This is a genomic window from Bordetella genomosp. 9, assembly GCF_002261425.1.
GTDB lineage: Bacteria > Pseudomonadota > Gammaproteobacteria > Burkholderiales > Burkholderiaceae_B > Bordetella_C.
This window is the reverse complement of sequence record NZ_NEVJ01000001.1, coordinates 633,408-657,407: the sequence shown is the minus strand read 5'-3', so window position 1 is coordinate 657,407 and position 24,000 is coordinate 633,408. Positions and strand designations below refer to the sequence as shown.

At 67.5% G+C, this 24,000-nt stretch carries 20 protein-coding genes; 17 read left to right on the top strand and 3 right to left on the bottom strand.

Features of this window, described 5'->3' with window-relative positions:
• Positions 1–17: 17 nt before the first annotated feature.
• The 3 genes from CAL26_RS02875 to hutH all read left to right on the top strand — a co-directional run bounded on the left by CAL26_RS02875 (position 18) and on the right by hutH (position 3,271).
• The gene (locus CAL26_RS02875) at positions 18–1,031 is read left to right on the top strand and encodes an ABC transporter substrate-binding protein (protein WP_094845399.1); all 1,014 of its coding nucleotides are present in this window, start codon (positions 18–20) and stop codon (positions 1,029–1,031) included.
• 57 nt (positions 1,032–1,088) lie between these two features.
• Positions 1,089–1,664 carry a UbiX family flavin prenyltransferase gene (locus CAL26_RS02870; RefSeq protein WP_094845398.1) on the top strand — a complete coding sequence of 192 codons (576 nt, stop codon included), beginning with the start codon at positions 1,089–1,091 and terminating at the stop codon, positions 1,662–1,664.
• Between the two features lie 68 nt (positions 1,665–1,732).
• Positions 1,733–3,271, top strand: a complete 1,539-nt coding sequence (gene hutH, locus CAL26_RS02865) for a histidine ammonia-lyase (RefSeq protein ID WP_094845397.1) — start codon at positions 1,733–1,735, stop codon at positions 3,269–3,271.
• Here hutH and CAL26_RS02860 read toward each other — a convergent pair.
• Positions 3,268–5,238 (bottom strand): hybrid sensor histidine kinase/response regulator, encoded by a 1,971-nt coding sequence (locus tag CAL26_RS02860; protein ID WP_179283229.1) that lies wholly within the window; start codon positions 5,236–5,238, stop codon positions 3,268–3,270. The genes hutH and CAL26_RS02860 overlap by 4 nt on opposite strands.
• A gap of 99 nt (positions 5,239–5,337) precedes the next feature.
• Positions 5,338–6,222: a methyltransferase domain-containing protein gene (locus tag CAL26_RS02855; protein WP_094845996.1), complete on the bottom strand. Its 885-nt coding sequence runs from the start codon at positions 6,220–6,222 to the stop codon at positions 5,338–5,340.
• A gap of 177 nt (positions 6,223–6,399) precedes the next feature.
• Here CAL26_RS02855 and CAL26_RS02850 point away from each other — a divergent pair, with 177 nt between their 5' ends.
• A complete protein-coding gene (locus CAL26_RS02850) occupies positions 6,400–7,818 on the top strand; it encodes an iron-containing redox enzyme family protein (RefSeq protein ID WP_179283228.1) in 1,419 nt (472 codons plus the stop codon).
• Here the strand turns inward: CAL26_RS02850 and CAL26_RS02845 are convergent.
• Entirely contained in the window at positions 7,815–8,726 is a 912-nt protein-coding gene (locus CAL26_RS02845; RefSeq protein ID WP_094845394.1) for a LysR family transcriptional regulator, read from the bottom strand. The genes CAL26_RS02850 and CAL26_RS02845 overlap by 4 nt on opposite strands.
• Before the next feature lie 117 nt (positions 8,727–8,843).
• Here CAL26_RS02845 and CAL26_RS02840 point away from each other — a divergent pair, with 117 nt between their 5' ends.
• The 13 genes from CAL26_RS02840 (at position 8,844) to CAL26_RS02780 (ending at position 23,998) form a co-directional block, all read left to right on the top strand.
• Entirely contained in the window at positions 8,844–9,668 is an 825-nt protein-coding gene (locus tag CAL26_RS02840) for a TauD/TfdA dioxygenase family protein (RefSeq protein WP_094845393.1), read from the top strand.
• A 102-nt stretch (positions 9,669–9,770) separates the two neighbouring features.
• Positions 9,771–10,793 (top strand): Bug family tripartite tricarboxylate transporter substrate binding protein, encoded by a 1,023-nt coding sequence (locus CAL26_RS02835; RefSeq protein WP_256987917.1) that lies wholly within the window; start codon positions 9,771–9,773, stop codon positions 10,791–10,793.
• A gap of 2 nt (positions 10,794–10,795) precedes the next feature.
• Positions 10,796–11,518 carry an SDR family oxidoreductase gene (locus CAL26_RS02830; RefSeq protein WP_179283227.1) on the top strand — a complete coding sequence of 241 codons (723 nt, stop codon included), beginning with the start codon at positions 10,796–10,798 and terminating at the stop codon, positions 11,516–11,518.
• Between the two features lie 223 nt (positions 11,519–11,741).
• Positions 11,742–13,085 carry a hypothetical protein gene (locus tag CAL26_RS02825; RefSeq protein ID WP_094845392.1) on the top strand — a complete coding sequence of 448 codons (1,344 nt, stop codon included), beginning with the start codon at positions 11,742–11,744 and terminating at the stop codon, positions 13,083–13,085.
• A gap of 100 nt (positions 13,086–13,185) precedes the next feature.
• Positions 13,186–13,857, top strand: coding sequence for an HAD family hydrolase (locus CAL26_RS02820; protein ID WP_256987916.1), 672 nt, complete (start codon positions 13,186–13,188; stop codon positions 13,855–13,857).
• Between the two features lie 45 nt (positions 13,858–13,902).
• Entirely contained in the window at positions 13,903–15,387 is a 1,485-nt protein-coding gene (locus CAL26_RS02815; RefSeq protein WP_094845390.1) for a sensor histidine kinase, read from the top strand.
• Positions 15,372–16,760, top strand: a complete 1,389-nt coding sequence (locus tag CAL26_RS02810; RefSeq protein ID WP_094845389.1) for a sigma-54-dependent transcriptional regulator — start codon at positions 15,372–15,374, stop codon at positions 16,758–16,760. Before CAL26_RS02815 ends, CAL26_RS02810 begins: the two co-directional genes overlap by 16 nt.
• 184 nt (positions 16,761–16,944) lie before the next feature.
• Positions 16,945–17,802: a hypothetical protein gene (locus CAL26_RS02805; protein WP_094845388.1), complete on the top strand. Its 858-nt coding sequence runs from the start codon at positions 16,945–16,947 to the stop codon at positions 17,800–17,802.
• A gap of 101 nt (positions 17,803–17,903) precedes the next feature.
• The gene (locus CAL26_RS02800) at positions 17,904–18,458 is read left to right on the top strand and encodes a hypothetical protein (RefSeq protein ID WP_094845387.1); all 555 of its coding nucleotides are present in this window, start codon (positions 17,904–17,906) and stop codon (positions 18,456–18,458) included.
• 69 nt (positions 18,459–18,527) lie between these two features.
• Positions 18,528–19,715: an MFS transporter gene (locus CAL26_RS02795; protein ID WP_094845386.1), complete on the top strand. Its 1,188-nt coding sequence runs from the start codon at positions 18,528–18,530 to the stop codon at positions 19,713–19,715.
• Between the two features lie 47 nt (positions 19,716–19,762).
• Positions 19,763–21,031, top strand: a complete 1,269-nt coding sequence (locus tag CAL26_RS02790) for an Hsp70 family protein (RefSeq protein WP_094845385.1) — start codon at positions 19,763–19,765, stop codon at positions 21,029–21,031.
• A 160-nt stretch (positions 21,032–21,191) separates the two neighbouring features.
• The gene (locus tag CAL26_RS02785; protein ID WP_218831498.1) at positions 21,192–21,947 is read left to right on the top strand and encodes a class I SAM-dependent methyltransferase; all 756 of its coding nucleotides are present in this window, start codon (positions 21,192–21,194) and stop codon (positions 21,945–21,947) included.
• A 137-nt stretch (positions 21,948–22,084) separates the two neighbouring features.
• Positions 22,085–23,998: a B12-binding domain-containing radical SAM protein gene (locus CAL26_RS02780; RefSeq protein WP_179283226.1), complete on the top strand. Its 1,914-nt coding sequence runs from the start codon at positions 22,085–22,087 to the stop codon at positions 23,996–23,998.
• Positions 23,999–24,000: the final 2 nt, after the last annotated feature.

Genomic DNA, 24,000 nt, shown 5'->3' with positions numbered 1-24,000 from the left:
GATCAAGGATCGACATCATGAAAACGACACGGCGCAGCTTCCTGACTTTCGCCACGGCGGCCGCGGCTGCCGGCCTGCCCGTACTGGGCCGTCCGGCCTGGGCGGCAAACGGCTCGGACAAGCTGACCAAGGCCACGGTGCGCCTGGCCTTCAACTACAACGGCCATCGCTCGCCCTATCTGCTGGCGGTGGACAAGGGCTTCTACCGCGACGTCGGGCTGGACGTCGAGGTGCTGGAAGGCAAGGGCGTGACGTCGTCCATGCAGCTGGTGGCGGGAAAGCAGGACACCTTCACCATCGTCGACCCGCCCTCCCTGATGCTGGGCGCCGCGCAGGGCATGCCGGTCCGGCAGGTGGCCCAGCTCTACCAGACCAGCCCGAACGCGCTGATCAGCTGGAAGGACCAGGGCATCGCGCGGCCCGCCGACCTGGCGGGCAAGGCCGTGGCGACGCTGCAGGGCGACACCACCACGACCATGCTGTACGCGCTGCTGGCCAAGAACAAGGTTCCGCGCGGCGCGGTGCAGATCATGGCTTCGGACGGCGGCACCCGCAACCAGGCCTTCCTGGGCAAGCGCACGCAGGCGATCACCGGTTTCCTGAACGACTCCTACCCCGGCATGGCGGCGCTGACCGAAAACGGCGTGGCCTGCTTCGCCTATTCCGATTTCGGCGTCGACACCATGGGTGACGGGATCGCGGCGCATGCCGACACGGTGGCCTCGTCGCCGGAAGTCGTGCGCGGCTTCGTGCAGGCCTCGATACGCGCCTACCAATACGCGATGGAGCATCCGGAAGAAGCCATCGCGTCGCTGCTCAAGCGTTCGCCGTCGCTGAAGGCCGACGTGGAGCTGACCAAGCTCAAGGCCACGGCGCCGCTGCTGCGTGCCAAGGGCGACGCCAGGCAGGCCATCGGTTACTCCGACAAGGCGCGCTGGGAGGAAACCCAGACGCTGATGGCGGAGTTCGGCGGCCTGAGCAAGACCGTGCCCGACGTGTCGGTGTTCTACACCAACCAATTCCTCGCATAAGACAGTGGCGGCAAGGGCAATGAAGCAAGGCTCCTTATCTCCCATCGGAGACTCGCGATGACCGCCTCACCGCCGCCGCGGATCATCGTCGGCATCAGCGGCGCGTCCGGCGTGATCTACGGCGTGCGCGCGCTCGAGCTGCTGGGCAAGGCGGGCGTGGAAACGCATCTGGTGATGACCCGCTCGGCGCAGATCACGCTGGCGCACGAACTGCCGATGAAGGTCTCGGACGTCCATGCGCTGGCCAGCAAGGTCTACAAGGCCGACGACATCGGCGCCAGCATTTCGTCGGGATCGTTCAAGACCATGGGCATGCTGGTCGCGCCATGTTCCATACGCAGCCTGTCGGAGATCGCCACCGGGGTCACGTCGGGCCTGCTGAGCCGCGCGGCCGACGTCGTGCTGAAGGAACGGAGGCGCCTGGTGCTGATGCTGCGCGAGTCTCCCCTGCACCTCGGCCATCTGCGCAGCATGGCGCAGGTGACCGAGATGGGCGCCATCGTGGCGCCGCCGGTGCCCGCTTTCTACGCCAGGCCCCAATCGCTCGACGACATGATCGATCATACGGTGGGCCGGGCGCTGGATCTGTTCGGCATCGAAACCGGCGCGGTGCGGCGCTGGGGCGAAACCTAGGCCCGCCTGCGCCCCGATGCGGGCACATTGCCCGCATCAGCGGGCCTTTTTTGATGAGGAATTCCATCATGGACAACGATACCCTGGTGATGTCCCCCGGCCAGGTCGACCTGCCCACCCTGCGGCGCATCCATGCCGGCGGCGTGACCTTGCGGCTCGACCCCGCCACGCGGCAGGAAATGCAGGCATCGTTCGACGCCGTACGCCATATCGTCGACTCCGGCGCCGTGGTCTACGGCATCAATACCGGCTTCGGCAAGCTGGCGCAGACGGTCATCGAACCCGCCCGCCTGGCCGAGCTGCAACGCAACCTGGTGCTGTCGCACAGCGTGGGCACGGGCAGTCCGTTGTCGGCCGGCGTGACGCGCCTGGTGCTGGCGACCAAGGCGATCAGCCTGGCGCGCGGGCATTCCGGCGTGCGGCCCGAATTGGCCGAGGCGCTGCTCGCCTTGTTCAATGCCGGCATCCTGCCCGTGATCCCCGCCAAGGGATCCGTCGGCGCATCCGGCGACCTGGCGCCCCTGGCCCACCTGGCCTGCGTGCTGATCGGCGAAGGCACGGCCACCGGCCCGGACGGCGCCGTGATGAGCGGCGCGCAGGCGCTGGCGACGCTGGGCCTGGCGCCCTTCGTGCTCGGCCCCAAGGAAGGCCTGGCCCTGCTCAATGGCACGCAGGTATCCACCGCGCTGGGGCTGTCCGGCCTGTTCGGCGCCGAAAACGTCTTCGCGGCGGGACTCCTGGCCGGCGCCCTGTCGCTGGAAGCCATACAGGGCTCGATCAAGCCGTTCGATCCGCGCATCCATCAGGCGCGCGGGCAGGCCGGCCAGATCGCGGTGGCGGCGGCCTTGCAGGCACTGTTGCAGGGCAGCGGCATCGTCGCTTCCCATGCCAACTGCGGCCGTGTGCAGGATCCCTATTCCATCCGCTGCATGCCGCAGGTCATGGGCGCCTGCCTGGACAACCTGGCGCACGCGGCCAGGGTGCTGGAGATCGAAGCCAATGCGGCGTCGGACAACCCGCTGGTATTCAGCGACAGCGGCGAGGTGATCTCCGGCGGCAACTTCCACGCCGAGCCAGTCGCCTTCGCGTCGGACATCATTGCGTTGGCGGTCAGCGAAGTCGGCGCCATCTCGGAGCGCCGCATGGCGCTGCTGCTGGACTCGGGCCTGTCGCAACTGCCGCCCTTCCTGGTGCGCGACGGCGGCGTGAATTCCGGGTTCATGATCGCCCAGGTGACGGCGGCGGCGCTGGCTTCCGAAAACAAATCCCTGGCGCACCCGGCCAGCGTGGACAGCCTGCCGACCTCGGCCAACCAGGAAGACCACGTGTCCATGGCCACCTTTGCCGGCCGGCGGCTGGCCGACATGGTCGAGAACACGGCCGTGGTGGTCGGCATCGAAGCCATGGCCGCCGCGCAAGGCATGGAATTGCGGCGCGGCCCCAGGAGCACCCCTGGCATCGAGGCTGAATTCGCCGCCATCCGCGAACGCGTGGCCTTCCTGGACCAGGACCGCTACATGGCGACCGACGTCGCCGCCATGCGCGACTGGGCGATGCGTTCCGACTGGCCCGCGCCCGTCACTGCCATCCTGCCCTGCTCGGCCTAGGCGCCGCGGCGCTGCTTATGGTTGGCCAGCACGTGCCGGATCTTGCGCGCGAGTTCTTCGCGGGTATAGGGCTTGGTGATCAACTCCACGCCCTTGTCCAGCCGGCCGCCGTGCACGATCGCGTTCTGCGTGTAGCCTGACGTGAACAGCACCGCCATGTCGGGCAGATGCTCCTGCGCCTTGCGGGCCAGGTCGCGGCTGCGCATCGGCCCGGGCATCACGACGTCGGAGAACAGCAGATCGATCCTGACGCCGCTTTGCACGATGGCGAAGGCGCTCTCGCCGTCCACCGCCTTGAGCACCTTGTAGCCCAGGCCCCGCAGCATATCCACGACGGTGGCGCAGACTTCGGCGTCGTCTTCGGCGACCAGTATGGTTTCGGTGCCGCCCGTCGCGTCGCTCGCCAGGGATTGCGCCGGCAGGTCTTCCTTTTCCATGGACCGCGGCAGATACAGCTTCGCCGTGGTCCCGTGGCCGACTTCGCTATAGAGCGCGAAATGGCCGCCGGACTGCTTCACGAAGCCGTAGACCATCGACAGGCCCAGGCCGGTGCCGTGCCCTTCCGGCTTGGTCGAGAAAAACGGTTCGACCGCCTGGGCGATGACTTCCTCGCTCATGCCGCATCCGGTGTCGGTGACCGCCAGCATGACGTACTGCCCCGGCGTGACTTCAGGCCGGGTCCGCGCGTACGCGTCGTCCAGGTAGGCATTGCCGATCTCGATCGTCAGCTTGCCCACGCCGTTCATGGCGTCGCGCGCGTTGATGGCCAGATTGAGCAGCGCGTTCTCCAGCTGCGCGGTATCCACCATGGTGTTCCAGAGGCCGCCCGCGACGATGGTCTCGATTTCCACGGCTTCTCCCAGGCTGCGTTGCAGCATGTCGTCGAAGCCGCGCAGGAAGCGGCTGACGTTGACGACGCTGGGCGCCAGGGGTTGCCTGCGGCCGAACGCCAGCAACTGGTTCGCCAGTTTCGCGCCCCGCTGCACGCCGGCCATGGCGTTCGCCAGCCGTTGCCGGGCGCGTTCATTGTCGGGAAACTCGTAGGCCAGCAGCTGCAGGTTCCCGCCGATGACCTGCAGCAGGTTGTTGAAATCATGCGCGACGCCACCGGTCAGCTTGCCGATGGTCTCCAGCTTCTGCGCCTGCTGCAGGGCGCGCTGGGTGCGTTCAAGCTCTTCCTTTGCCGCCTGCTTTTCCGTGATGTCGCGCGTGATTTTCGCGAAGCCGACGTGGTTGTGCCGGCCATCGAAAATGGGATCGACCACGACGTGCGCGTAGAAGCGCGAACCGTCCTTGCGTACGCGCCAGGATTCGCTTTCGTAGCGTCCGTCGGCCAGGGCCGTGCGCAGCGCATGCGCGGGCATGCCCGCTTCGCGATCCGGTTCGGTGTAGAAGCGGGAGAAATGGCTGCCGAGGATTTCTTCCTTGGTATAGCCCTTGATGCGCTCGGCACCCGCATTCCAGCTGCTGACGTGGCCATCGCGGTCCAGCATGTAGATGGCGTAGTCGACCACGCCGCGCATCAGCAGCTGGAATTGCTCTTCGCTCTGGCGCAGCGCCTCGTCGGCGGCCACGACGTCGGAAAGATCGCGCGAGACGAAGGCGTACCCGAGCAAGGCGCCGGCGCCGTCGCGCATCGGGCTGATCGCGGTGCTGACGCGCAGGTGCGTGCCGTCCTTGCGCTTCAGCCACCCTTCGCGATGCAACACCTCGGGCGGCGCCGCGTCGTTGCGCGGGGCGGCCAGGTCGTCCGAAAACGCCGCGAAGGCGGGACAAAACGTCGAATAATGCTGGCCGATCGCGTCGGCCGGATGCCAGCCGGTCAACTCGCGCGCACCGGCGTTCCAGCTGGCGACGGTGCCATCCGGGGTCACCATATAGACCGCATAGCTGACGATGGCGTCGACCACGCGGTCCGGTTCGTAGGTTGGCAATGGGCGGCCGTCGTTCGGCTCCAAGGAAGACATCTCGCACCCCATGCGGTTCATTTTGTGCGCAATGGTACAACAAGGAGCCAACTTTGTTACACACCCCCGCCACGGGCCGCCGTGGTCCTGCCATGAGGACTATCGCGGTACGACTTCGACCTCCAGCGCATCGGTCAGTACGGAGAGGAAATCACCCGCCCGGTACCGGAAGCGGATCCTCAGTGTATCGCCGGCTTCCACGCTCAGGGGCGTGCGCAGCGGGAATGTCATATACCGGTTCAGCCAATCGATGGTGGAGCCTCGTTCCATGACCATGGCAAGAATGTTCTTGGTGATGAAACGAAGGGTGTTCACGACGCCGCCACGCTCGATCACGACCGTGCCGTCCCAGGCGATGTCCATCGGCGTATCGAGGGTGAAGTCCAGCAGGCTGTAGACCGCCGGCTGGGCCAGGTCCACGGTTCCCGGCGCGTTCGCCCCCAGCTCTTCCACCTGGATGATGGGTGCGTGGAAGCCTTCGAAATCATAGGCCTTCTGCAAAAGCTGCACCGCCATGACCACGGCGGTCGGCATCAGGATGGGCAGCGGATCGCCGAACCGCTCGCGGTAGCGCCGCTTGAAGGACTCGACCATCTCGACCTGCTTTTCCCTGAGCATGGCGACGTGGATCATTTCGCAGATCATCACGTCGACCGGCTCGGGTGGCAGATACTCGAAGGCGTCGGCGTGCACGACCTCCACTTTTTCGCCGTTGGGATTCATGGCGAGAAAGCGCCTGGCCTCGGTCACCAGCTCGCGATTGAACTCCACGCACCAGACCTTTTGCGCCGTGGCGGCGGCGAACCAGGAAAGAACGCCGGTGCCGCCGCCCAGCTCCAGCACTTTCGCGCCCGGCTTGACAACGTGGTCGATGGCGGCCTTGAAGTTCTTCATCCGGTTGGCGTCCATCAGCATGGCGTGATGGTATTGGATGGGGATGAATTGGCCGAGGTACTTACTATCCTCGTCTTGCTCGGTGACCATGGTCATTTTCTTGGCGTCCTCAGGAGTCCGGGGGATGTGCGCGGCGCGGGTTGTCCGCGGCTGGCACAGCCCGTAGTTCGTCCCAGGGTGGGGTTTGGTTACACCCGTTGCGGAAATAGTCCCCCGTGCGGCACACAACTTGCCAAAGAAGGACATCCACGGAACACGGACCAAAAAATGACCTGCTCATCCAACGAGACAATACGCATGGCGCGGCGAACGGCAGAGCTCGCGACGGACGCCGCCCCCTCCGGCGGCATGCCGCACAAGGAGCTCTATCAACAGATGGTGGCCAGCCCCGACGACGCACGCACGCTGGAGGCCAGCGGCGCCTGGTTGGCGGCAAAGCTGGCCGGCGTCGACGTGGGCGCGGCGGCATTGCCAGCCGACCCGCAGGACCTGTATGCCTGGATGGATGCCAACGTCGACGCGGTCGGCGACCGTTACCAGCAGTACCTGGCCCGCCGCAAGGCCGGCGGCCCGCGCGAAATGTTCCCTACCCGTTCCCACGCGCTCTATTTCCTGGCCCAGGTCGCGCCGACCAAGCTGGTCGATGGATCCTGGCTGTACGGCAGCCTGCGGCACCAGGGCGACCCGCGCTTCGAACCGCTGATCTCGACCTATCTGGAAGAGCTGGGCATGGGCGACGAGGCACAGAACCACGTCACGCTGTTCCTGAATCTGCTGCGTTCCACCGGCGCGGACGGCTGGGAGCCCACGGACGACAGCCTGTATGAGCAGGGCGCGACCCAGCTCGCGATAGGCTTGCACGGCCACACGCTGACGGCGGAGATGGCCGGCTTCAACCTGGGCTATGAGCAACTGCCCTATCACCTGCATGTCACGGCCTACGAGCTGGATGAACTGGGGATCGACCCGTACTACTTCACCGTGCACGTCACCGTGGACAACGCCGGCTCGGGCCACGCCCGCCAGGCGGTGGACGCCGTGCTGCGGCTGATGCCGGAGGAGCCCGTTCAACGCGCGGCGTTCTACGAACGCGTCAAGCGCGGTTTCCTGCTCAACGATGTCGGCGTATCTTCCACCGCCATCGCGGCCAGTTTCGATCCCCAGCAGGTCGTCACGGAGATCTTCCGCAAGAAGTCCCGCTACGGACGCGCGGCGCATGCCGATTACTGCCGGATCGCGGGCCGCACGGTCAACGCCTGGCTGTCCGATCCGGACAACATTCCGGAATTCCTGCAGGCACTGCAGCAGAAGAACTGGATCGTCCGCCACCAGGATCCGTCGCAGTCCCGATTCTGGGCGCTGCTGTCGGGGACCGACGCCTGCATGTTCGGCGTCTTCAATTCCTTCGAGCTCCAGGCCATCTACGACTGGATCGCCGGCGACTGCAAGGAATACCTGGAAGGCCCGCAGCTGCCCGGCCGCCTGCCGCGCGTCATGGTCAACGGCCGTCACCTGAGCTTCCGCGCCGCCAGGCGGCACGCCGCCCTGGCCGGGAACCGGGAGCGTTCGCTGGCGGCTTCCAGCGACCTGCTGGCCAAGCTCGCCCCCGGCTCGCACTACACGCCGGAAGGCCTGGCCGCCACCCGCACCTTCGCCGAGCAGGCCCGCCAGGCGACCACGGTCTAGCGCCCCGCGCGCACCGTGGACCAGCGGGCGAAGTGCCTGTCGCAGACGTCGATGAAGCTATCGATGGCCGGCATGGGCTTATCCTCGCGCCACGCCAACCCGACCGCCAGGTCGGGCGCCTGCTCGCGGAACTCGCAATAGCGCACGCCCGCCAGCGGCAGCATCGATTGCGAACGTGGCACGGGCGCGAAGCCGCGGCCGGCGGCGACCAGCGCGAGCGACGCATGCATCGTCCTGACCTCGAAATAATCCAGCGGGCGCACGTCGTGGCGATGGAAGAAGTCGCGGAACAGGCTTTGGGTGCTGCGCCGCACATCGTGACTGGGGTAGCCGATCATGCTGCGCCCGTCGAAATCCCGCACCGAGACCTTGCCCTTCCGCGCCAGCCCCCAATCCTCCGGCACCGCCACTGCGTAGCGTTCCGAGAACAGTCTGCGCGTGCGTAGCGAAGCGTGGTGGATGGGCTCGCGCACCAGGCCGATATCGATCGTGCCTTCCAACAGCCGGCCCACCTGCTCGGTCGTGGTGTATTCGACCAGGTGCACGCGGCGGCGCGGGTCCTGTGCGAAGTACTCGCGCAGCAGCGCGGGCAGGAAGGTGTAGGTATGCGCGTGCAGCAGCCCCAGCGTCAGGGTCAGGCTGTCCTTGCTGCGGGCCGCGTGTATGACCTCGCGGCATTTGTCCACGTCGCGCAGGATGGCGCGCGCGTGCTCGAGCAGGGCTTCGCCCTCTGCGGTCAGGCTGACCGAACGGGTGGTGCGAAACAGCAGCTTGCAGCCCAGCTCGGCCTCGAGCGCCTGGATGTGCTCGCTGAGCGGCGGCTGGCTGATACCGAGCCGGCTGGCCGCCCGCCCGAAGTGGGCCTCCTCCGCCACCGCGACGAAATAACGCAGGCGCTTGAGATCCATGATTTATCCGTATTTGCCTATCAATCGACTCACGAAACTGTATTAGACGCTAATAATGGCCGTCGATAAACTTTGGCCACACGGTCATCATCAGGCCGGGACCATAGCGAGGACGACATGGAAATACGCAGGTTGACGGGCGTGATCGGCGCGGAACTGCTGGACATCGATATATCGCGGAACCTGGGTGCGGACGAGGTGGCAGCCATCCGGCGGGCCCTGCTCGATCACCAGGTGATTTTCTTCCGCGATCAGGACCTGACGCCCGAAAAGCATATTGCCTTCGCGCAATGCTTCGGCGAAATCAGCATGACGCCGGTCTATCACACCCTGCCGGACTATCCGCAGATCATGCCGGTCGTCAAGGAACCGACGGACAAGGACGTCATCGGCGACACCTGGCATACGGACGAGACCTACCACCCCACGCCGCCCCTGGGCTCCATCCTGTACGGACGGGAAGTGCCGGAGGTGGGCGGCGATACCCTGTGGTGCAACCTCTACCGCGCCTACGACACCTTGTCCGATGCCCTGAAGCGGCAGCTCGAAGGCATGCGGGCCGTGCACAGCAACAACTTCCTGTCGGCCAACTCGCAGGCGCGCAACGCGACGCGCTCGACCAAGCTGCGCGAAGACGTGGGGGTCATCGACAGCGTGCACCCGGTGGTGCGCACGCATGAAGAGACCGGCCGGAAATGCCTGTTCGTGAATCATCCGTTCACCTACGCCTTCGAAGGCATGACTCGCGAAGAAAGCCTGCCGCTGCTGCAGTACCTGTACCAGCACAGCGCCAAGCCCGAGAACACCTGCCGCTTCCGCTGGCGCAAGGGGTCGATGGCGTTCTGGGACAATCGTTGCACGATGCACTACGCCATCAATGACTATCCCGGAGAGCGCCGGGCCATGCACCGCATCACGATCCAGGGTTCCGTGCCGCGCTGACGCCCCGCGCCGGCGACGGCTGTCGCGGCACGGGCAAGCACGGGATGCATAACGCCTGCATAACGCCATAAGCCGCGACCAGCGGCAAACGAGGAGACAACGATGATGCAAGCTGCTACGCGGACCGCCATGCTGGCGGTCGCGGTATCGATATTTACCGGCGCCTTCACAGGTATTTTCCCGGGCGCCGCCCGGGCCGCGCCCGCGGCTGAAAGCGCGGCCAGATGGCCGGCGCAGCAGGTCAACCTGATCGTGGGGTACGCGCCCGGCGGTACGACCGACATCATCGCCCGCGCCGTCGCGAGCGTGCTCACCGAGCAGACGGGCCATCCCTTCGTCGTCGAGAACCGCACCGGCGCCAACAGCAACATCGGCGCGGAGTTCGTCAAGCGCGCGGCGCCAGACGGCTACACGTTCTATGTCGGCTCCACCGCCAACGCGATCAATCGGACCCTGTATACCAACCTGAACTACGACATCGCGGCCGACTACCGCAACGTCGCCCTGCTGGGCACCGTGCCCAACGTGCTGGTGGTCAATCCCAAGCTGCCCATCCATAACGTGCAGGACTACATCGCGTATGCGAAATCCCATCCCGGCAAGCTGACCTGCGCGTCGTCCGGCACCGGGTCGGCGATCCATATGTCCTGCGAACTGTTCAAGATACAGACCGGCACGCAGATCCTGCACGTGCCCTACCGGGGCAGCGGACCCGCCATGACCGACCTGCTGGGCGGACAGGTCGATTCGATCTTCGACAACCTGCCGACCGAACTGCCCAATGTGCAGGCCGGCAAGCTGCGCGCGCTGGGCGTGACGTCGGCCGAGCGCTCGCCATCGGCGCCGGACATCCCGACGCTGCGCGAGTCCGGCCTGCCGGACTTCAACGTCGTGTCGTGGTTCGGCCTGTTCGCGCCCAAGGACACCGATCCCGCCATCGTCGACAGGATGAACGCGGCGCTCAACAAGGCGCTGGCCACGACCAAACTGCAAGGGATATACAAGCAATCGGGGATCGCGCTGCCGCCGCCGCCCAACAGCCCGGCGCAGTTCAGCACCTTCGTGCGGGGCGAGGTCTCCCGCTGGGCGGACGTCGTCAAGCGCTCGGGCGCCCACGTGGATTGACCATGGCCGACCGCATCACGCTCATTACCGGCGCCAACCGCGGCATCGGCCGCGCCACCGCGGAGCGCCTGGCGCGCGACGGGCATCATGTGATCGGCCTGGCGCGCCATGCGCCGGCGGATGGATTCCCTGGCGATTTCCACGAAGTCGACCTGGCCGACGCGGCGGCCACCGCCGACGTGCTGGCGCGCATCACGGCGGCGTTCCCGGTGGACAACGTGGTGAACAATGCCGGACTCACCACGTCGAGCACGCTGCAGGAGACCTCCGTCGAGGAGCTGGACCGCATCCTGGCGGTCAACATGCGCGCGCCGATCCAGTGCGTGCAGGCCTGCCTGCCGGCCATGATCGCCAAGGGCCGCGGCGCGATCGTCAACATTTCCAGCCGCGCCGCGCTGGGCATCCCGCGCCGCACGGCCTACGCGGGCGCCAAGAGCGGCCTGATCGGCTACACGCGCACCTGGGCGCTGGAGCTGGGCCCGCATGGCATCACCGTCAATGCGGTGGCGCCGGGGCCGGTACTGACCGAGCTGTACAAGAAGAACAACCCCATGGACGAAGACGCGGCGCGCAGGCTCGCCGAACGCATCCCCTTGCGCCGGCTGGGCCAGCCGGAAGACATCGCCGGCACCATCGCGTTTTTCCTGTCCGATGATGCCCGCTTCGTGACGGGACAGGTGCTGTACGCCTGCGGCGGCCTGTCGGTGGGAAGCGCACCGGTGTAGAGCGGACGTGGCGGGTCGGCCCGGCCCACGCTGTTGCGTACGCGCCGCGGATTTCGCCACATGGGGGTGCATGGCCGCGCTACAACAGGGAATGTGCGCGCCACATCGGGGAAGCGAGGTTCTGCATGGTCCCGCTCGTGGCACCATGCCTGTGCTGCACGCACCGCGGCGCTGCCGCGCCAGCGGCAGCGCGCCATAAACCCTTACACGGACCGATGCATCCATGCCGTACAAATCCATCGCCGGGGCCGCCGCCGCGGCGCTTTCCGCTTTCTACATGACCACCGCCGCGGCCTGGACGCTGCCGGCGGACAAGGGAACACTGCCGCAAGCGCAGGTCGAAGAGATACTCGCGGGCAAAGACTATCCCGAAACCAGCCAGTTCACGAAGAAAATCACCTACGTCGACTATCCCGCGAACGGCATGACCTTCACCCAGGTCGTCATGCGCTTGGAACCCGCGAAGCCCTTGATGCACAACGGCCGCAAGGTCGTGCTCGTCGCCACGGAGGAAGGCAGCTCCAGCGCGAACGGGTTCATCGAAACGGATGAAGGCAAGGAAGGCATAGGCGTGTGGCTCGCCAAGCGCGGCATCACCTTCATCGCGTTGACGCGCGTGGGACGCTGGAATTTCTTCGCCCCCGATCGCAGCGGCACCTGGGAAACCATCCCGCTGGACGAGCGCATGCCCATCTTCTCGCAGCACCAGAAGGCATACTGGTCCAAGGACGACTACACCATCCAGCCCGCGGGCAATACGGCCAGCAAGAGCGGCAGCGAATACGTACGCTTTCCCAAGCCAGGTACGCAGCTGTTCAACGAGATGGTCGCTGCGACGCCGGTCGCCATGGTCGACGGACTGGAGGCCGGCCTGCGCAGTACGCTGTCGGACCAGGAACGCAGGAAGTCCATGGTGCTGTACTGGGGCTTTTCCACCGGCGGCGCCTTGATGTGGCCGCTGGCCGAGCGCGTGCGCCCGGATGGCTACCTGAACTGGGGCTCTTCGCCCCCCGGCGTGGCGTATTACTACGGCGCCGCCCAGGCGGGCCGCTGGGATTGGCCGTATGAGAAATCCGCCCTGCGCGTGCGCGGCCGCGGGCGCGCGGACTTCGAGTTCTACAACAAGCGCGCCGACCCCGCGGAAAAGGACGCCCGCTGGGCGCGCGACCTGAAAGAGCCGCGCTTCAAGGAAGTCGAAGACCCCATCATGTTCTACAACGCGGGCGCGCTTTCCGAGCTCGCCCTGCGGCTGTACATGGCGCCCTTCGTCCCCGCCAAGATGAAGCAGGCGGGCTTCAACAAGATGCTGAACGACATCCTGGCGACCAGCATGCCCGGCCCGGCGCTGAAGGGGTTGCCCGTGTGGGACATGAACGGCACCTATGACGAAGTCTATCCCGTCGATTGGATGGAAGCGGCCCGCACCATGATGGCGCCCTACATCGGCAAGCACGTGCTGATCCGCATCGAAGGATTCAATCACAGCATCGTCAATCGCCAGGTCCGCGTGATCGGCCCGGTGTGGCTGCGGGCGATCCAGCAGGGCTACTTCGACCGCAAGTCGTAACGGGCCGACCGCTGCGCTGGGACAAGGCCGGAACGGGTAAGATCGAAGCGGCGCGGCCAGCATAGGGCAGCGCCGCTTCCTTATTCATGACGGGGTGCCTTTGAAAGCCAAAGCGGTGCTATTCGATTGCGACGGCGTGCTGGTCGACAGTGAACGCATATCCGCGGGCGTGCTGCGTGACATGCTCGATGAACTGGGCGTCGCCATGACGCACGACGAGGTGCTGCGCCGCTTCGTCGGCAGGACGATGAAGGACGAGCTGCCGTGGATCGCGCAGGCGTCCGGAAAATCGATAGGGACGGAATGGCTGGGGCAATTCTGGCAACGGCGCAACGTGGCGTTGGGCGAGCAGGTTCAGCCCATCCCCCACGTACTGCGCACGGTGCAACTGCTGCATGAACGGCTGGACGGCCGCATCGCCTGCGCGTCGGGCGCCGACCGCGCCAAGCTGGAATTGCAGTTGAACAAGACCGGCCTGATGCGCTATTTCCAGGGAAGGACCTTCAGCGGCTACGAAATGGCCCGCTCCAAGCCCAGCCCCGACGTCTACCTGGCCGCCGCCGCGGCCTTGGAAACCGACCCCGCCGAATGCGTGGTCATCGAAGACAGCGTCACCGGCGTCACCGCCGGCGTGGCGGCCGGCGCCATCGTGCTGGGCTACTCGCCCGGCGGCCCCTCCCACAGCCCCGCCACCGCCCTGCTCGCCAGCGGCGCCACCGCGGTATTCGCCGACATGGCGCGCCTGCCCCTGCTGCTGGGCGTGGGGGCCTGACTATAATCATCGGCGCGCGCCACTCACACTTCAGGCAGGCCGGCCATGCCCAGACCGTCGTTCTCCACCCAGCTCGTCGCGCTGTGGATACTCGTCGCCGGGCTGTGCGGATTGCTGGGCGCGGCGGTGTGGCTGATGATGTCCTCCGCGCTGGGCGAACGCGTCGCCGTGGCGCGGCAGCAGGCCTACGCCGCGTGCGCGGCCGTCGCGGCCCGCTACGATCTGTCGCTGCAGGAGCCGGGCACGATCAACGTCGACCTCATGCACGCGGTGCTCGATCTCGCCCTGCTGCGCGCCGAAGGCATAGAAGGCGGTTTCTGGAGCGCGGCCGCCGCGACCGGATCGGCCAGCGGTTTCCTGGCCTACGCCTTCCCCACCTATGAAGGCAGTGGGCTGAAGCGCGATATCCCGGAAGCCGAAACCCCCCTGATCCTGCGCACCCTGAAGAAAGCGGCCGGCGCCGGCGACACGCAGGTCGACGTGGTATCCAGCGGCGCGGATGCCGTGATCGCGGTGGCATGCCCGGTGCCACGCCATGACAAGCTGCTGGCATGGACGCTGACGCGGGCCCGGCCGCCGCTGGGCCCCTACGGGGAACGCGCCACCACGGTACTGGCGGCCATGCTGGCCGTCGTCGTCCTGCTGGCCTTGTTCGTCGCGCTGGCCCTGCGGCGATGGAAGCGGAACCTGACGCGGCTGCAGCAGGCGCTGGCGTCCAAGGGCGCGTTCGAACAGGGCAAGACCCTGGGCCGGCTCGGCGAGCCGGACCTGGACCAGATCGTCGATGCCCTCAATCGCTACGTGGAACGCGCCCAGCAGCTGCAACGCGAAACGCATGCCTTGAGCGCCCGGCTCACCCAGGCGGAGCGCTTCGGCGCGCTGGGAAAAATGGCGGCCCAGATCGCGCACGAGATCCGCAATCCCGTCGGCGCCATGCGCCTGAAAGCGGAAAACGCGCTGGCCGGCGATGCCACGCGCCGCGAAGCCGCGCTGCGGACCATCATCGAACAGGTGGGCCGTATCGAATCGCAGGTCGCCAGCCTGCTGGCATTGACGCAACCGGTCAACCTGCAGCCGCGCGAAGTCGATCCGCGGCCCTGGCTGGCGGACGTCGCCCATACGCACGAGCCGCGCGCGGAAAGCCGCGGCATCACCCTGGAGGTCGACGTCGTGGACGGCGCGACCCTGCCCGTCTTCGACCCCGTGCAACTGGCGCGCGCCATGGACAACCTGATCGCGAACGCGCTGCGGCATGCGTCGGCCGGCGGCAAGGTGACGCTGCGCGCATACGGCATCCGCACGGACACGGGCGAGCGCCTGCGGCTCGAAGTCATCGACGACGGGCCCGGCGTGAGTCCGGCGGAGCGCGAACGCATCTTCGAACCCTTCGTGACGGGCCGTCCGGATGGCTCCGGACTCGGCCTGGCGGTCGTTCGCGAAATCGCCGCGGCCCATCGCGGCGGCGCCTGGCTGGCGGAAGAGGCTCCCCCGACCCGTTTCATCATCGAGCTGCCATGGCGACCGTACTGATCATCGACGACGACGACGCCTTCCGCGAAGGCCTGGCCGAAACCATCCAGGATTGCGGTCATGCGCCGGTCGAGGCCGGCGACGGCGCCGAGGCATTCGAACGCCTGCGGGACGGCATGGTCCCCGACTGCATCTTCCTGGACTTTCGCCTGCCGGGGGATGACGGCCTTGCCGTGCTGGAGGCGCTGCGCGCCCGGCCTGGGCTGGAACACGTTCCCGTCGTCATGCTGACCGCGCATGCCACCAGCGCCAACACGATAGGCGCCATGCGCCTGGGCGCCTTCGAGCATCTGACCAAGCCCGTCGGCCGCGCCGAGATCGCCGCCCTGCTCGCGCGCATACTCGCCTCGCATCCAACGGCGGCGGCCACCGCCGATGCGCCCTTCGCCGAGGAGTCCGCCTCGAACGAACCGCAACTGCTCGGCGTCAGCGTCGCCATGCGCGACGTGCAGAAGCGGCTGGGCCGCGCCGCGAGCACGAACTCGACGGTACTCATCACGGGCGAAACGGGCACCGGCAAGGAAGTGGCGGCACGGCTGCTGCACCGCGCGTCCGCGCGGGCCGCCCGGCCCTTCGTGGCGGTGAATTGCGCGGCCATTCCGGAAGGCCTGCTGGAAAGCGAACTGTTCGGCCACGGCAAGGGCGCGTTCACCGGCGCGTACGCCGAGCGCAGCGGACGCTTCGAGGAAGCGAACGGCGGCACGCTGTTCCTGGACGAGATCGGCGATATGCCGCTGGCGATGCAGGCGAAGCTGCTGCGCGTGCTGCAGGAACGGCAGGTCACGCCGCTGGGCACCGCACGCCGGGTGGCCATCGACGTGCGCATCGTGGCGGCGACGCACCGCGACCTGGCGGCCATGGTGGCCGCCGGCACGTTCCGCGAGGACCTGCTGTACCGGCTGAACGTGATTCCCCTGCACATGCCGCCGCTGCGCGAACGCGTGGCGGATATCCTGCCGCTCGCGGAACATTTCCTGTCGACGCGGGCGCCCGCGCCCCAGCGCAAACACCTGTCCACCGATGCGCAACGGCTGCTGGCCACCTACGCATGGCCGGGCAACGTCAGGGAGCTCGCCAACGCCATGGAACGCGCCAGCGCGATGGCGCCGGGTGCGACGCTGACCCGCGAAGACTTCGGCTTCCTGCACGAGACGGCGGGCAATGGGGGCGACGCGCTTCCTTCCGCGTTGCTGGACCTGCCGCTCAATGAAGCCCTGGCGCAGGTCGAGCGGGCGGCCATCCAGCGCGCGCTGGCGCTGGCCAACGGCAATCGGGCCGAAGCCGCGCGCCGGCTGGGGATCAGCCGCCAATCGCTCTATGGCCGTCTCGCCAATCTCAGCATGTCGGCTGGCGACGCGGACAACGGCGGTTGACCTGGCCATCGCTGTCGGGGGATCCGACACCCGGTGTCGGATTGCTTGACAGGCGCATCGGCGGTTCACGGCCGTTTCATGGGCGGCACCCGGTGCGGTGCCCGGTGCGACGCCTCATATGGCCCGCATGGCCGACATGGCACAGGCTTTGCATATCACTCCGTATCCCACACAGGAGTGGATCATGCCAACGTCCTCGATATCCCCGATCACACGCGCCGGCCGGCTGTCCGCCTGCGCGCTAGGGCTGGCCGCGCTACTCGCGGCCGGCATCACCGGCGCGGCGGAAACGCAGCCCGACGCGAGTCCGGCGCCACCGGTCGGCGCGGCGCCGCCAATGAACGCGGCAGCGCCGGCTGACCCGGCGCCGCCGACGAACCCGGTCCCGCCCGTGGGTGTGATGCAAGCGCTTCCGCCGGTACCCCCGCCTCCGCCGCGTATCGGCGCCGGTCCGCCACCCATTCCGCCCGCCGACGAAGGCGCGCTGGTGACGACACAGGCGACCGTGTCGCGATTCATCCCCAATCCCGACGGCGACGTGGAAGGCTTTCTCAGCACGGACGGCGTGCTGGTGCGCTTTCCGCCGCACCTGAGCACCGAGCTGACCTCGACGGTACGCCCAGGCGACGGCGTGCAGATCAGCGGCAGGAAGGACGCCGCCGGGAACCTGAAAGCGGAACGCATCGTCGACACGAGCAACGGCCGCGCGCTGGTCGATCGCCCGCCGGCGCCCGGCACGCCCCCGGTGCCGCCGGGATCGCGCAGCGCCCGGCTGTCGCAGCTGAGCGCCCAGGGCCGCGTGGCTTACGTCATGACCACGCCGCGCGGCGACCCCGACGGGGCGATCCTGGCCGACGGCACCGTCATCAAGCTGGCGCCGCCCGATGCAAGACAGTTCACGGAACTGCTGCGCGCTGGCGCGGACGTCTCCGCGCAAGGCTACGGCATGCGCAACCAGTACGGCACGGCCCTGCAGGCAACGTCGTTCGGCATGCCGGGCAATGAAGTCCGGCTCTACGACCGCGCCCCGCCGGCCCCCTGAACGCCTCACGCCCGCTTTACGGCCTACACCCCAACGACATCCCACAGCCGCCCGCGCGACATGGCGGGCGCTATTTTCGCAACACTGCCAGGATAAGCAACATGCATTGGATCGACCCCGACGGCCTGCCGCAATGGCGCGGAACAGTCAGCCGCTTTCTCATCAACCCGCACGGCGAAATGGATGGCTTGATCCTCGGTTCCCGGCGCCGCCGGCAGGTCCATTTTCCGCCCCATCTGTCGGGGCAGGTCGCGCGCCACATCGCGGTCGGCGACAAGATACGCGTAAGCGGCGTCAAGCCGCGCGGCGCCGACATGCTCGTGGCGGTGGCGCTCACGGCGCAGGACGGCAGGACCATACTCGACGAAGGCCCGCGCCACGACCGCGACAAGCATCACAAGCCCCACCGGGAACGCCAGGAAATGGAAGCCAGCGGCGAGGTCGTGCTCCACCTGTTCGGCGGCAGAGGCGAGCTGCGCGGCGCCCTGCTGGCCGACGGCACCGCTCTGCTCATGCCGCCCGATACCGCGGCGCGATTCTCGGAATACCTGACGCCAGGCACCCATGTCCAGGCATGGGGACACGGCGTGCGCAACCGCCACGGGCGCGCGCTCGAGGTCGACGCCATCGCCGAACTCGTCGACGTGGCGTCCTGACCGCCACGCACGCCGCCAGACACACGCCTCCACACACGCGCCCACACAGCCAGAATCGCCAGGGGCCGCATGATGCGCCAGTACAAACTCGAAGCGCTGAATTTTTTCATGGCCGACGTGCAGGCGGGACTCGGCCCGTTCCTGGGCGTGTTCCTCCAGGCTCAGGGTTGGCGGCCCGACGCCATAGGGGCGATGATGACACTGGGCGGCATCGCCGGCATGCTGGCGACTTCTCCGGCGGGCGCCCTGGTCGATGCGACGCGCCGCAAGCGGGCGCTGATCGTCGCGGCGGCCCTGCTGACCACCCTGGGCTCGCTGGCCCTTTGGCTGTCGCAAGGCTATTGGACGGTCGCCGCGTCGCAGGTCGTCACCGGCGTGGCCGGCGCCGCGCTCGGCCCGGCGGTGGCGGGGGTGACGCTGGGCATCGTGCGCGAACACGGTTTCGGACGGCAGATCGGGCGCAACCAGGTGGCGAATCACGCCGGCAACGTCGTCGGTGCGGCGCTGTCCGGCCTGCTGGGCTGGCGTTTCGGCTTCGGCGCGGTATTCGCGCTGGCGGGCATCTTCGGGCTGATGACGATCGTGTCGACTTTGCTGCTGCGCGCCGACTCGATCGACCACGACAGTGCGCGCGGCCTCAGCCCGGCGTCCGCAGCGGATACCCGATCCGGACATGCCAGCGGCTTTCGCGAACTGGCGAAGAACCGGCCCCTGCTGCTGCTTGCCATGGCGCTAGCGCTGTTCCATCTGGGCAATGCCGCCATGCTGCCCCTGTTCGGACTTGCCGTGGTGGGCGCGCACAAGGGGGACCCCAGCGCCTTCACCGCGCAGACCATCGTCGTCGCGCAACTGGTCATGGTCGTCGCCGCGCTGGTCGCCAACGCGCTGATACGCCGCATCGGCTACTGGGGCGTCATGCTCATCACTTTCCTGGCGCTGCCGCTGCGCGGGCTGCTGGCCGCGTGCTTCATCGACGCCTGGGCCGTCTGGCCGGTGCAGGCGCTGGACGGCATCGGCGCCGGCCTGCAGAGCGTCGCCGTGCCGGCGCTGGTCGTGCGGCTGCTGCAAGGCACCGGCCGCGTCAACGTCGGCCAGGGCATGGTCATGACGGTCCAGGCCATCGGCGCGGCGCTGAGCGCCACACTGGGCGGCGTGATGGCCCAGCATTTCGGCTACCCGGCCGCATTCCTGGTCCTGGGCGGCGTGTCGCTCGGTTCGCTCGCGCTGTGGGCGCGGGCCCGTACAATGCCGCTTTGACACCCACATCGCGCCCCGCGCCAGCCAGCGCGGGGCGCGCGCATTTCATGACTTCTTCCGCTCCCGCCGTCGCCTGCGGCATCGACTTCGGCACTTCCAATTCCGCGGTAGGCTGGCACCGGCCAGGCGCATCGCCGCTGCTGCCTCTGGAAGACGGTCAACCGACCATGCCATCGGCCATCTTCTTCCATGAAGAAGACAGCACCATCAGCTACGGCCGCGCCGCGCTGGAAGACTACCTGGCCGGCTATGAAGGCCGCCTGATGCGCGCCATGAAGAACCTGCTGGGCAGCTCGCTGATCGACGGGCATACGGAGATCCGCGGCCGCGGCGTCCCATTCCGGGTGCTGCTGACCCACTTCATCGCGCAATTGAAGACGCGCGCGGAACAGGCGGCGGGCCGCGCGTTCACGTCGGTGGTGATGGGCCGGCCAGCGTACTTCGTCGATGGCGATGAAGCGGCGGATAAAACCGCGCAGGATACATTGGGCGAGATCGCCGCGGCGGTAGGCTTCAAGGACATTGCCTTCCAGTATGAACCGCTCGCGGCCGCCTTCGACTACGAGTCGCAGATCAGCCGCGAGGAACTGGTGCTGGTCATCGACATCGGCGGCGGTACATCCGACTTTTCCCTGATCCGGCTGGGCCCGGAGCGCGCCGGCCAGGCCGACCGCAAGCAGGACATCCTGGCCCACGGCGGCGTGCATATCGGCGGCGGCGATTTCGACCGGCACCTGAACCTGGCCGCCTTCATGCCGCTGCTGGGCCTGGGCAGCAAGCTGCGCAACGGCAAGGACGTGCCGTCGACCCAGTACTCCAACCTGGCCTCCTGGCACACGATCAACTTCGCCTATACCAACAAGGCGCAGGAAACGCTGGCGTATATCCGCGCCAATGCCGCGGAGCGCGACAAGGTCGAACTCCTGCTCAAGCTCGTCAAGGAACGCGCCGGCCATTGGCTGTCCCTGCAGGTGGAAAAAGCCAAGATCGAGTTGTCCGACGCGCCGCTGGCGCAGGCCAGCCTGGACCGCATCGCCCCGGGCCGCATGCTGGACGTCACGCGGCCCGAGCTGGACCACGCGACCGCGCCGCTGATCGCCCGCATCGAAGATACCGTCGCCGCGCTGCTGCGCGATGCGACGGTGGATAGCGCGGCGATCGACACCGTGTTCTTCACCGGCGGTTCGAGCCGCGTTTCCTGCCTGCGCGAGCGCATCGCCGCGCTGCTGCCGGAAGCGCGCAGCGTGGAAGGCGACCTGTTCGGCAGCATCGGCGCCGGACTGGCGCTGGATGCCGCCCGCAAGTTCGGCTATTGATCGGCCGAAAAGCCTGGTCGCCGTGATGCCGCGCGCCATGGCGAACCAGGCGGCGACGGTTGCGGCAATCGGCGCAAGGCATTAAGGTCAGGCGGCAACGCGCCGCATCCGCCCTGACGCACCGCGGCGCACCTGGGGACCACTGACTGGAGCCTGAACCTTGAAACCCGTCGTTGTAATGCTTGCCGCGGCCAGCCTGGCGCTGGCGGCGTGCGCCCAGCCGCCTCGCCAGCAAGCGAGCGCCGCCATCGATGCCGCGCTGGCGTCGTCCGATCGTCCCGCCGCCGACGTGCAGCGCGATGCCGCCCGCAAACCCGGCGAGTTGCTGGCATTCGCCGGCATCAAGCCGGGCGACCGCGTGGCCGACCTGATGCCGGGCGGCGGCTATTTCACCCGCCTGTTCAGCAAGGCCGTCGGTCCCGGGGGGCATGTCTATGCCGTCGTGCCGCAGGAATTCCTGGCGATCGCGCCCAAGTCCCTGGCCACGGCGCAGGCCATCCCGACCGCGGCCTATGCCAACGTGACCGTCGCCAGCCAGCCGCTGGCCACGCTGTCGCTCCCGGAACCGCTGGACGTCGCGTGGACTTCCGAAAACTATCACGACGTCTACGGATTCGCCGGACCGGCAGCCGCGGCGCAGCTCGACGCCGCGGTCTACCGGGCCTTGAAGCCGGGCGGCGTGTTCATCGTCACCGATCACGTGGCCAATGCGGGTACCAGCGGCCAGAGCGCGCACACCCTGCATCGCATCGATCCGGAAACCGTCAAGCAGCAAGTATTGGCGGCTGGCTTCCAGTTCGTGGCCGAAAGCAGCATCCTGCGCAACCCGCAGGATCCGCATGACGTCCCGGTGTTCGCGCCGGCGGTACGCGGCCATACCGACCAGTTCGTGCTCAAGTTCCGCAAGCCCGGTTGAGTCCTGCCCGCTAGCCGCGCGCCGCCGGCCGCGCGCCGTCGTAGCTTATGATTCGTACCGCGATACCGCGCACGCCGGCGATGCCCGTCGCGTGTGCGCCACTTACACCCATTCGTTCGGCTGCCCTGCCGCGCCCCATGTCTGCTCTGCCCTTGCGCGTGCTGTCTGTCATCCCGCCGATGACGCAGCTGAATACGCCCTACCCATCCACCGCCTATCTGACCGGCTTCCTGCGGTCGCGCGGCGTGCCGTCGTTCCAGGAAGACCTGGCGCTGGCGCTCGTGCTGCGCCTGCTGTCGCCCGCAGGCCTGCGCGCCGTGGCCGCGCGTGTCGACGTGCTGCCCGCGCACACGCATGGCGCGTCGGTCCAGGCCTTCCTCGCGCAGCAGCCGCGCTATCTGGCAACCATCGGCCCGGCGATCGCCTTCCTGCAAGGCCGGGACTCGACGCTGGCGCATCGCATCGTCGGCCGCCACTACCTGCCCGAAGGACCGCGCTTCGACTCCCTGGATGTCTATGTGGATGAGGAAGGCGGCGATCCCCTGGGCTGGGCGTTCGGCGCCCTGGGCCTGCAGGACCGCGCCAAGCACCTGGCCACGCTATACCTGAACGATCTGGCCGACGTCATACGCGACGCCGTCGACGAACGTTTCGAATTCGTGCGCTATGCGGAATCGCTGGCGGGCAGCCAGCCTACCTTCGACCCCCTGGCCGACGCGCTGGCGGCGCCCGCCAACCTGGTGGACGATACGCTGCGCGACCTGACGCTGGACGCGCTGGCGCGCCATGCGCCGACCATGGTGCTGCTGTCGGTGCCCTTTCCCGGCGCCGTGTACGCGGCCTTCCGCATCGCGCAGACCATCAAGGCGCGAGATCCCGGCATCGTCACGGTCCTGGGCGGCGGCTTCGTCAATACCGAACTGCGCGAGTTGAAGGATCCTCGCGTATTCGATTATTTCGACTACGTCACGCTGGACGCCGGCGAGCGCCCCCTGCTCGCCCTGCTGGAGCACGTACAGGGCAAACGTTCGCACCAACGCCTGGTGCGGACCTTCCTGCGCGATCCCGATACGGCGACGGTCCGCTACGTGAACATGGTCGAGCCCGACGTCGCGTTCGCGGAAGTCGGCACGCCGACCTGGGACGGGCTGCCGCTGGATCGTTACCTGTCGCTGCTGGACATGCTCAATCCCATGCACCGGCTGTGGAGCGACGGACGCTGGAACAAGCTGACGGTGGCGCACGGCTGCTATTGGAAAAAATGCAGCTTCTGCGACATCAGCCTGGACTATATCGACCGCTACGAAGGCGCATCCGCCACCGTGCTGGCGGACCGCATCGAAGCCATCGTGCGCGAGACCTCGCAAACCGGTTTCCACTTCGTCGACGAAGCCGCGCCGCCCAAATCGCTGAAGTCGCTCGCCACGGAGCTGATCGCCCGCGACACCGGGATTTCGTGGTGGGGCAATATCCGTTTCGAAAAAACCTTCACGCCGGACCTGTGCGAGCTGCTCGCCGACAGCGGCTGCATCGCGGTGTCGGGTGGACTGGAAGTCGCGTCCGACCGGCTGTTGAAGCTGATGAAGAAAGGCGTGTCGATCGATCAGGTGGCACGGGTGACCCGCGCCTTCACCGACGCGGGCATCCTGGTGCATGCCTACCTGATGTACGGCTTTCCGACGCAGACAGTGCAGGATACGGTCGATGCGCTGGAGTACGTGCGCCAGCTGTTCGAGAACGGCTGCATCCAGAGCGGCTTCTTCCATCGTTTCGCGTGCACCGTGCATTCGCCGGTCGGCAAGCATCCCGAGGAATACGGCGTCACCTTGCGGCCGTTGCCGCCTGCGTCCTTCGCCAGGAACGATGTCGGCTTCGACGACCCGACGGGCGTGGATCACGACAGCCTGGGCAGGGGCCTGAAGAAGGCCATCTACAACTACATGCACGGCATCGGCCTGGAAGAGGACGTGCGCGCCTGGTTTCCTTTCAAGGTGCCGCGCACGACGGTGGCGCGCAATCGCATCGAACGGGCCTTGAGCCAACGGGGATAGTT

Bases quoted from the DNA above. Each gene is read 5' to 3' on its own strand.
- CAL26_RS02875 (WP_094845399.1), top strand. From the start codon at position 18: ATGAAAACGACACGGCGCAGCTTCCTGACTTTCGCCACGGCGGCCGCG.
- CAL26_RS02870 (WP_094845398.1), top strand. From the start codon at position 1,089: ATGACCGCCTCACCGCCGCCGCGGATCATCGTCGGCATCAGCGGCGCG.
- hutH (WP_094845397.1), top strand. From the start codon at position 1,733: ATGGACAACGATACCCTGGTGATGTCCCCCGGCCAGGTCGACCTGCCC.
- CAL26_RS02860 (WP_179283229.1), bottom strand. From the start codon at position 5,238: ATGTCTTCCTTGGAGCCGAACGACGGCCGCCCATTGCCAACCTACGAA.
- CAL26_RS02855 (WP_094845996.1), bottom strand. From the start codon at position 6,222: ATGGTCACCGAGCAAGACGAGGATAGTAAGTACCTCGGCCAATTCATC.
- CAL26_RS02850 (WP_179283228.1), top strand. From the start codon at position 6,400: ATGACCTGCTCATCCAACGAGACAATACGCATGGCGCGGCGAACGGCA.
- CAL26_RS02845 (WP_094845394.1), bottom strand. From the start codon at position 8,726: ATGGATCTCAAGCGCCTGCGTTATTTCGTCGCGGTGGCGGAGGAGGCC.
- CAL26_RS02840 (WP_094845393.1), top strand. From the start codon at position 8,844: ATGGAAATACGCAGGTTGACGGGCGTGATCGGCGCGGAACTGCTGGAC.
- CAL26_RS02835 (WP_256987917.1), top strand. From the start codon at position 9,771: ATGATGCAAGCTGCTACGCGGACCGCCATGCTGGCGGTCGCGGTATCG.
- CAL26_RS02830 (WP_179283227.1), top strand. From the start codon at position 10,796: ATGGCCGACCGCATCACGCTCATTACCGGCGCCAACCGCGGCATCGGC.
- CAL26_RS02825 (WP_094845392.1), top strand. From the start codon at position 11,742: ATGCCGTACAAATCCATCGCCGGGGCCGCCGCCGCGGCGCTTTCCGCT.
- CAL26_RS02815 (WP_094845390.1), top strand. From the start codon at position 13,903: ATGCCCAGACCGTCGTTCTCCACCCAGCTCGTCGCGCTGTGGATACTC.
- CAL26_RS02810 (WP_094845389.1), top strand. From the start codon at position 15,372: ATGGCGACCGTACTGATCATCGACGACGACGACGCCTTCCGCGAAGGC.
- CAL26_RS02805 (WP_094845388.1), top strand. From the start codon at position 16,945: ATGCCAACGTCCTCGATATCCCCGATCACACGCGCCGGCCGGCTGTCC.
- CAL26_RS02800 (WP_094845387.1), top strand. From the start codon at position 17,904: ATGCATTGGATCGACCCCGACGGCCTGCCGCAATGGCGCGGAACAGTC.
- CAL26_RS02795 (WP_094845386.1), top strand. From the start codon at position 18,528: ATGATGCGCCAGTACAAACTCGAAGCGCTGAATTTTTTCATGGCCGAC.
- CAL26_RS02790 (WP_094845385.1), top strand. From the start codon at position 19,763: ATGACTTCTTCCGCTCCCGCCGTCGCCTGCGGCATCGACTTCGGCACT.
- CAL26_RS02780 (WP_179283226.1), top strand. From the start codon at position 22,085: ATGTCTGCTCTGCCCTTGCGCGTGCTGTCTGTCATCCCGCCGATGACG.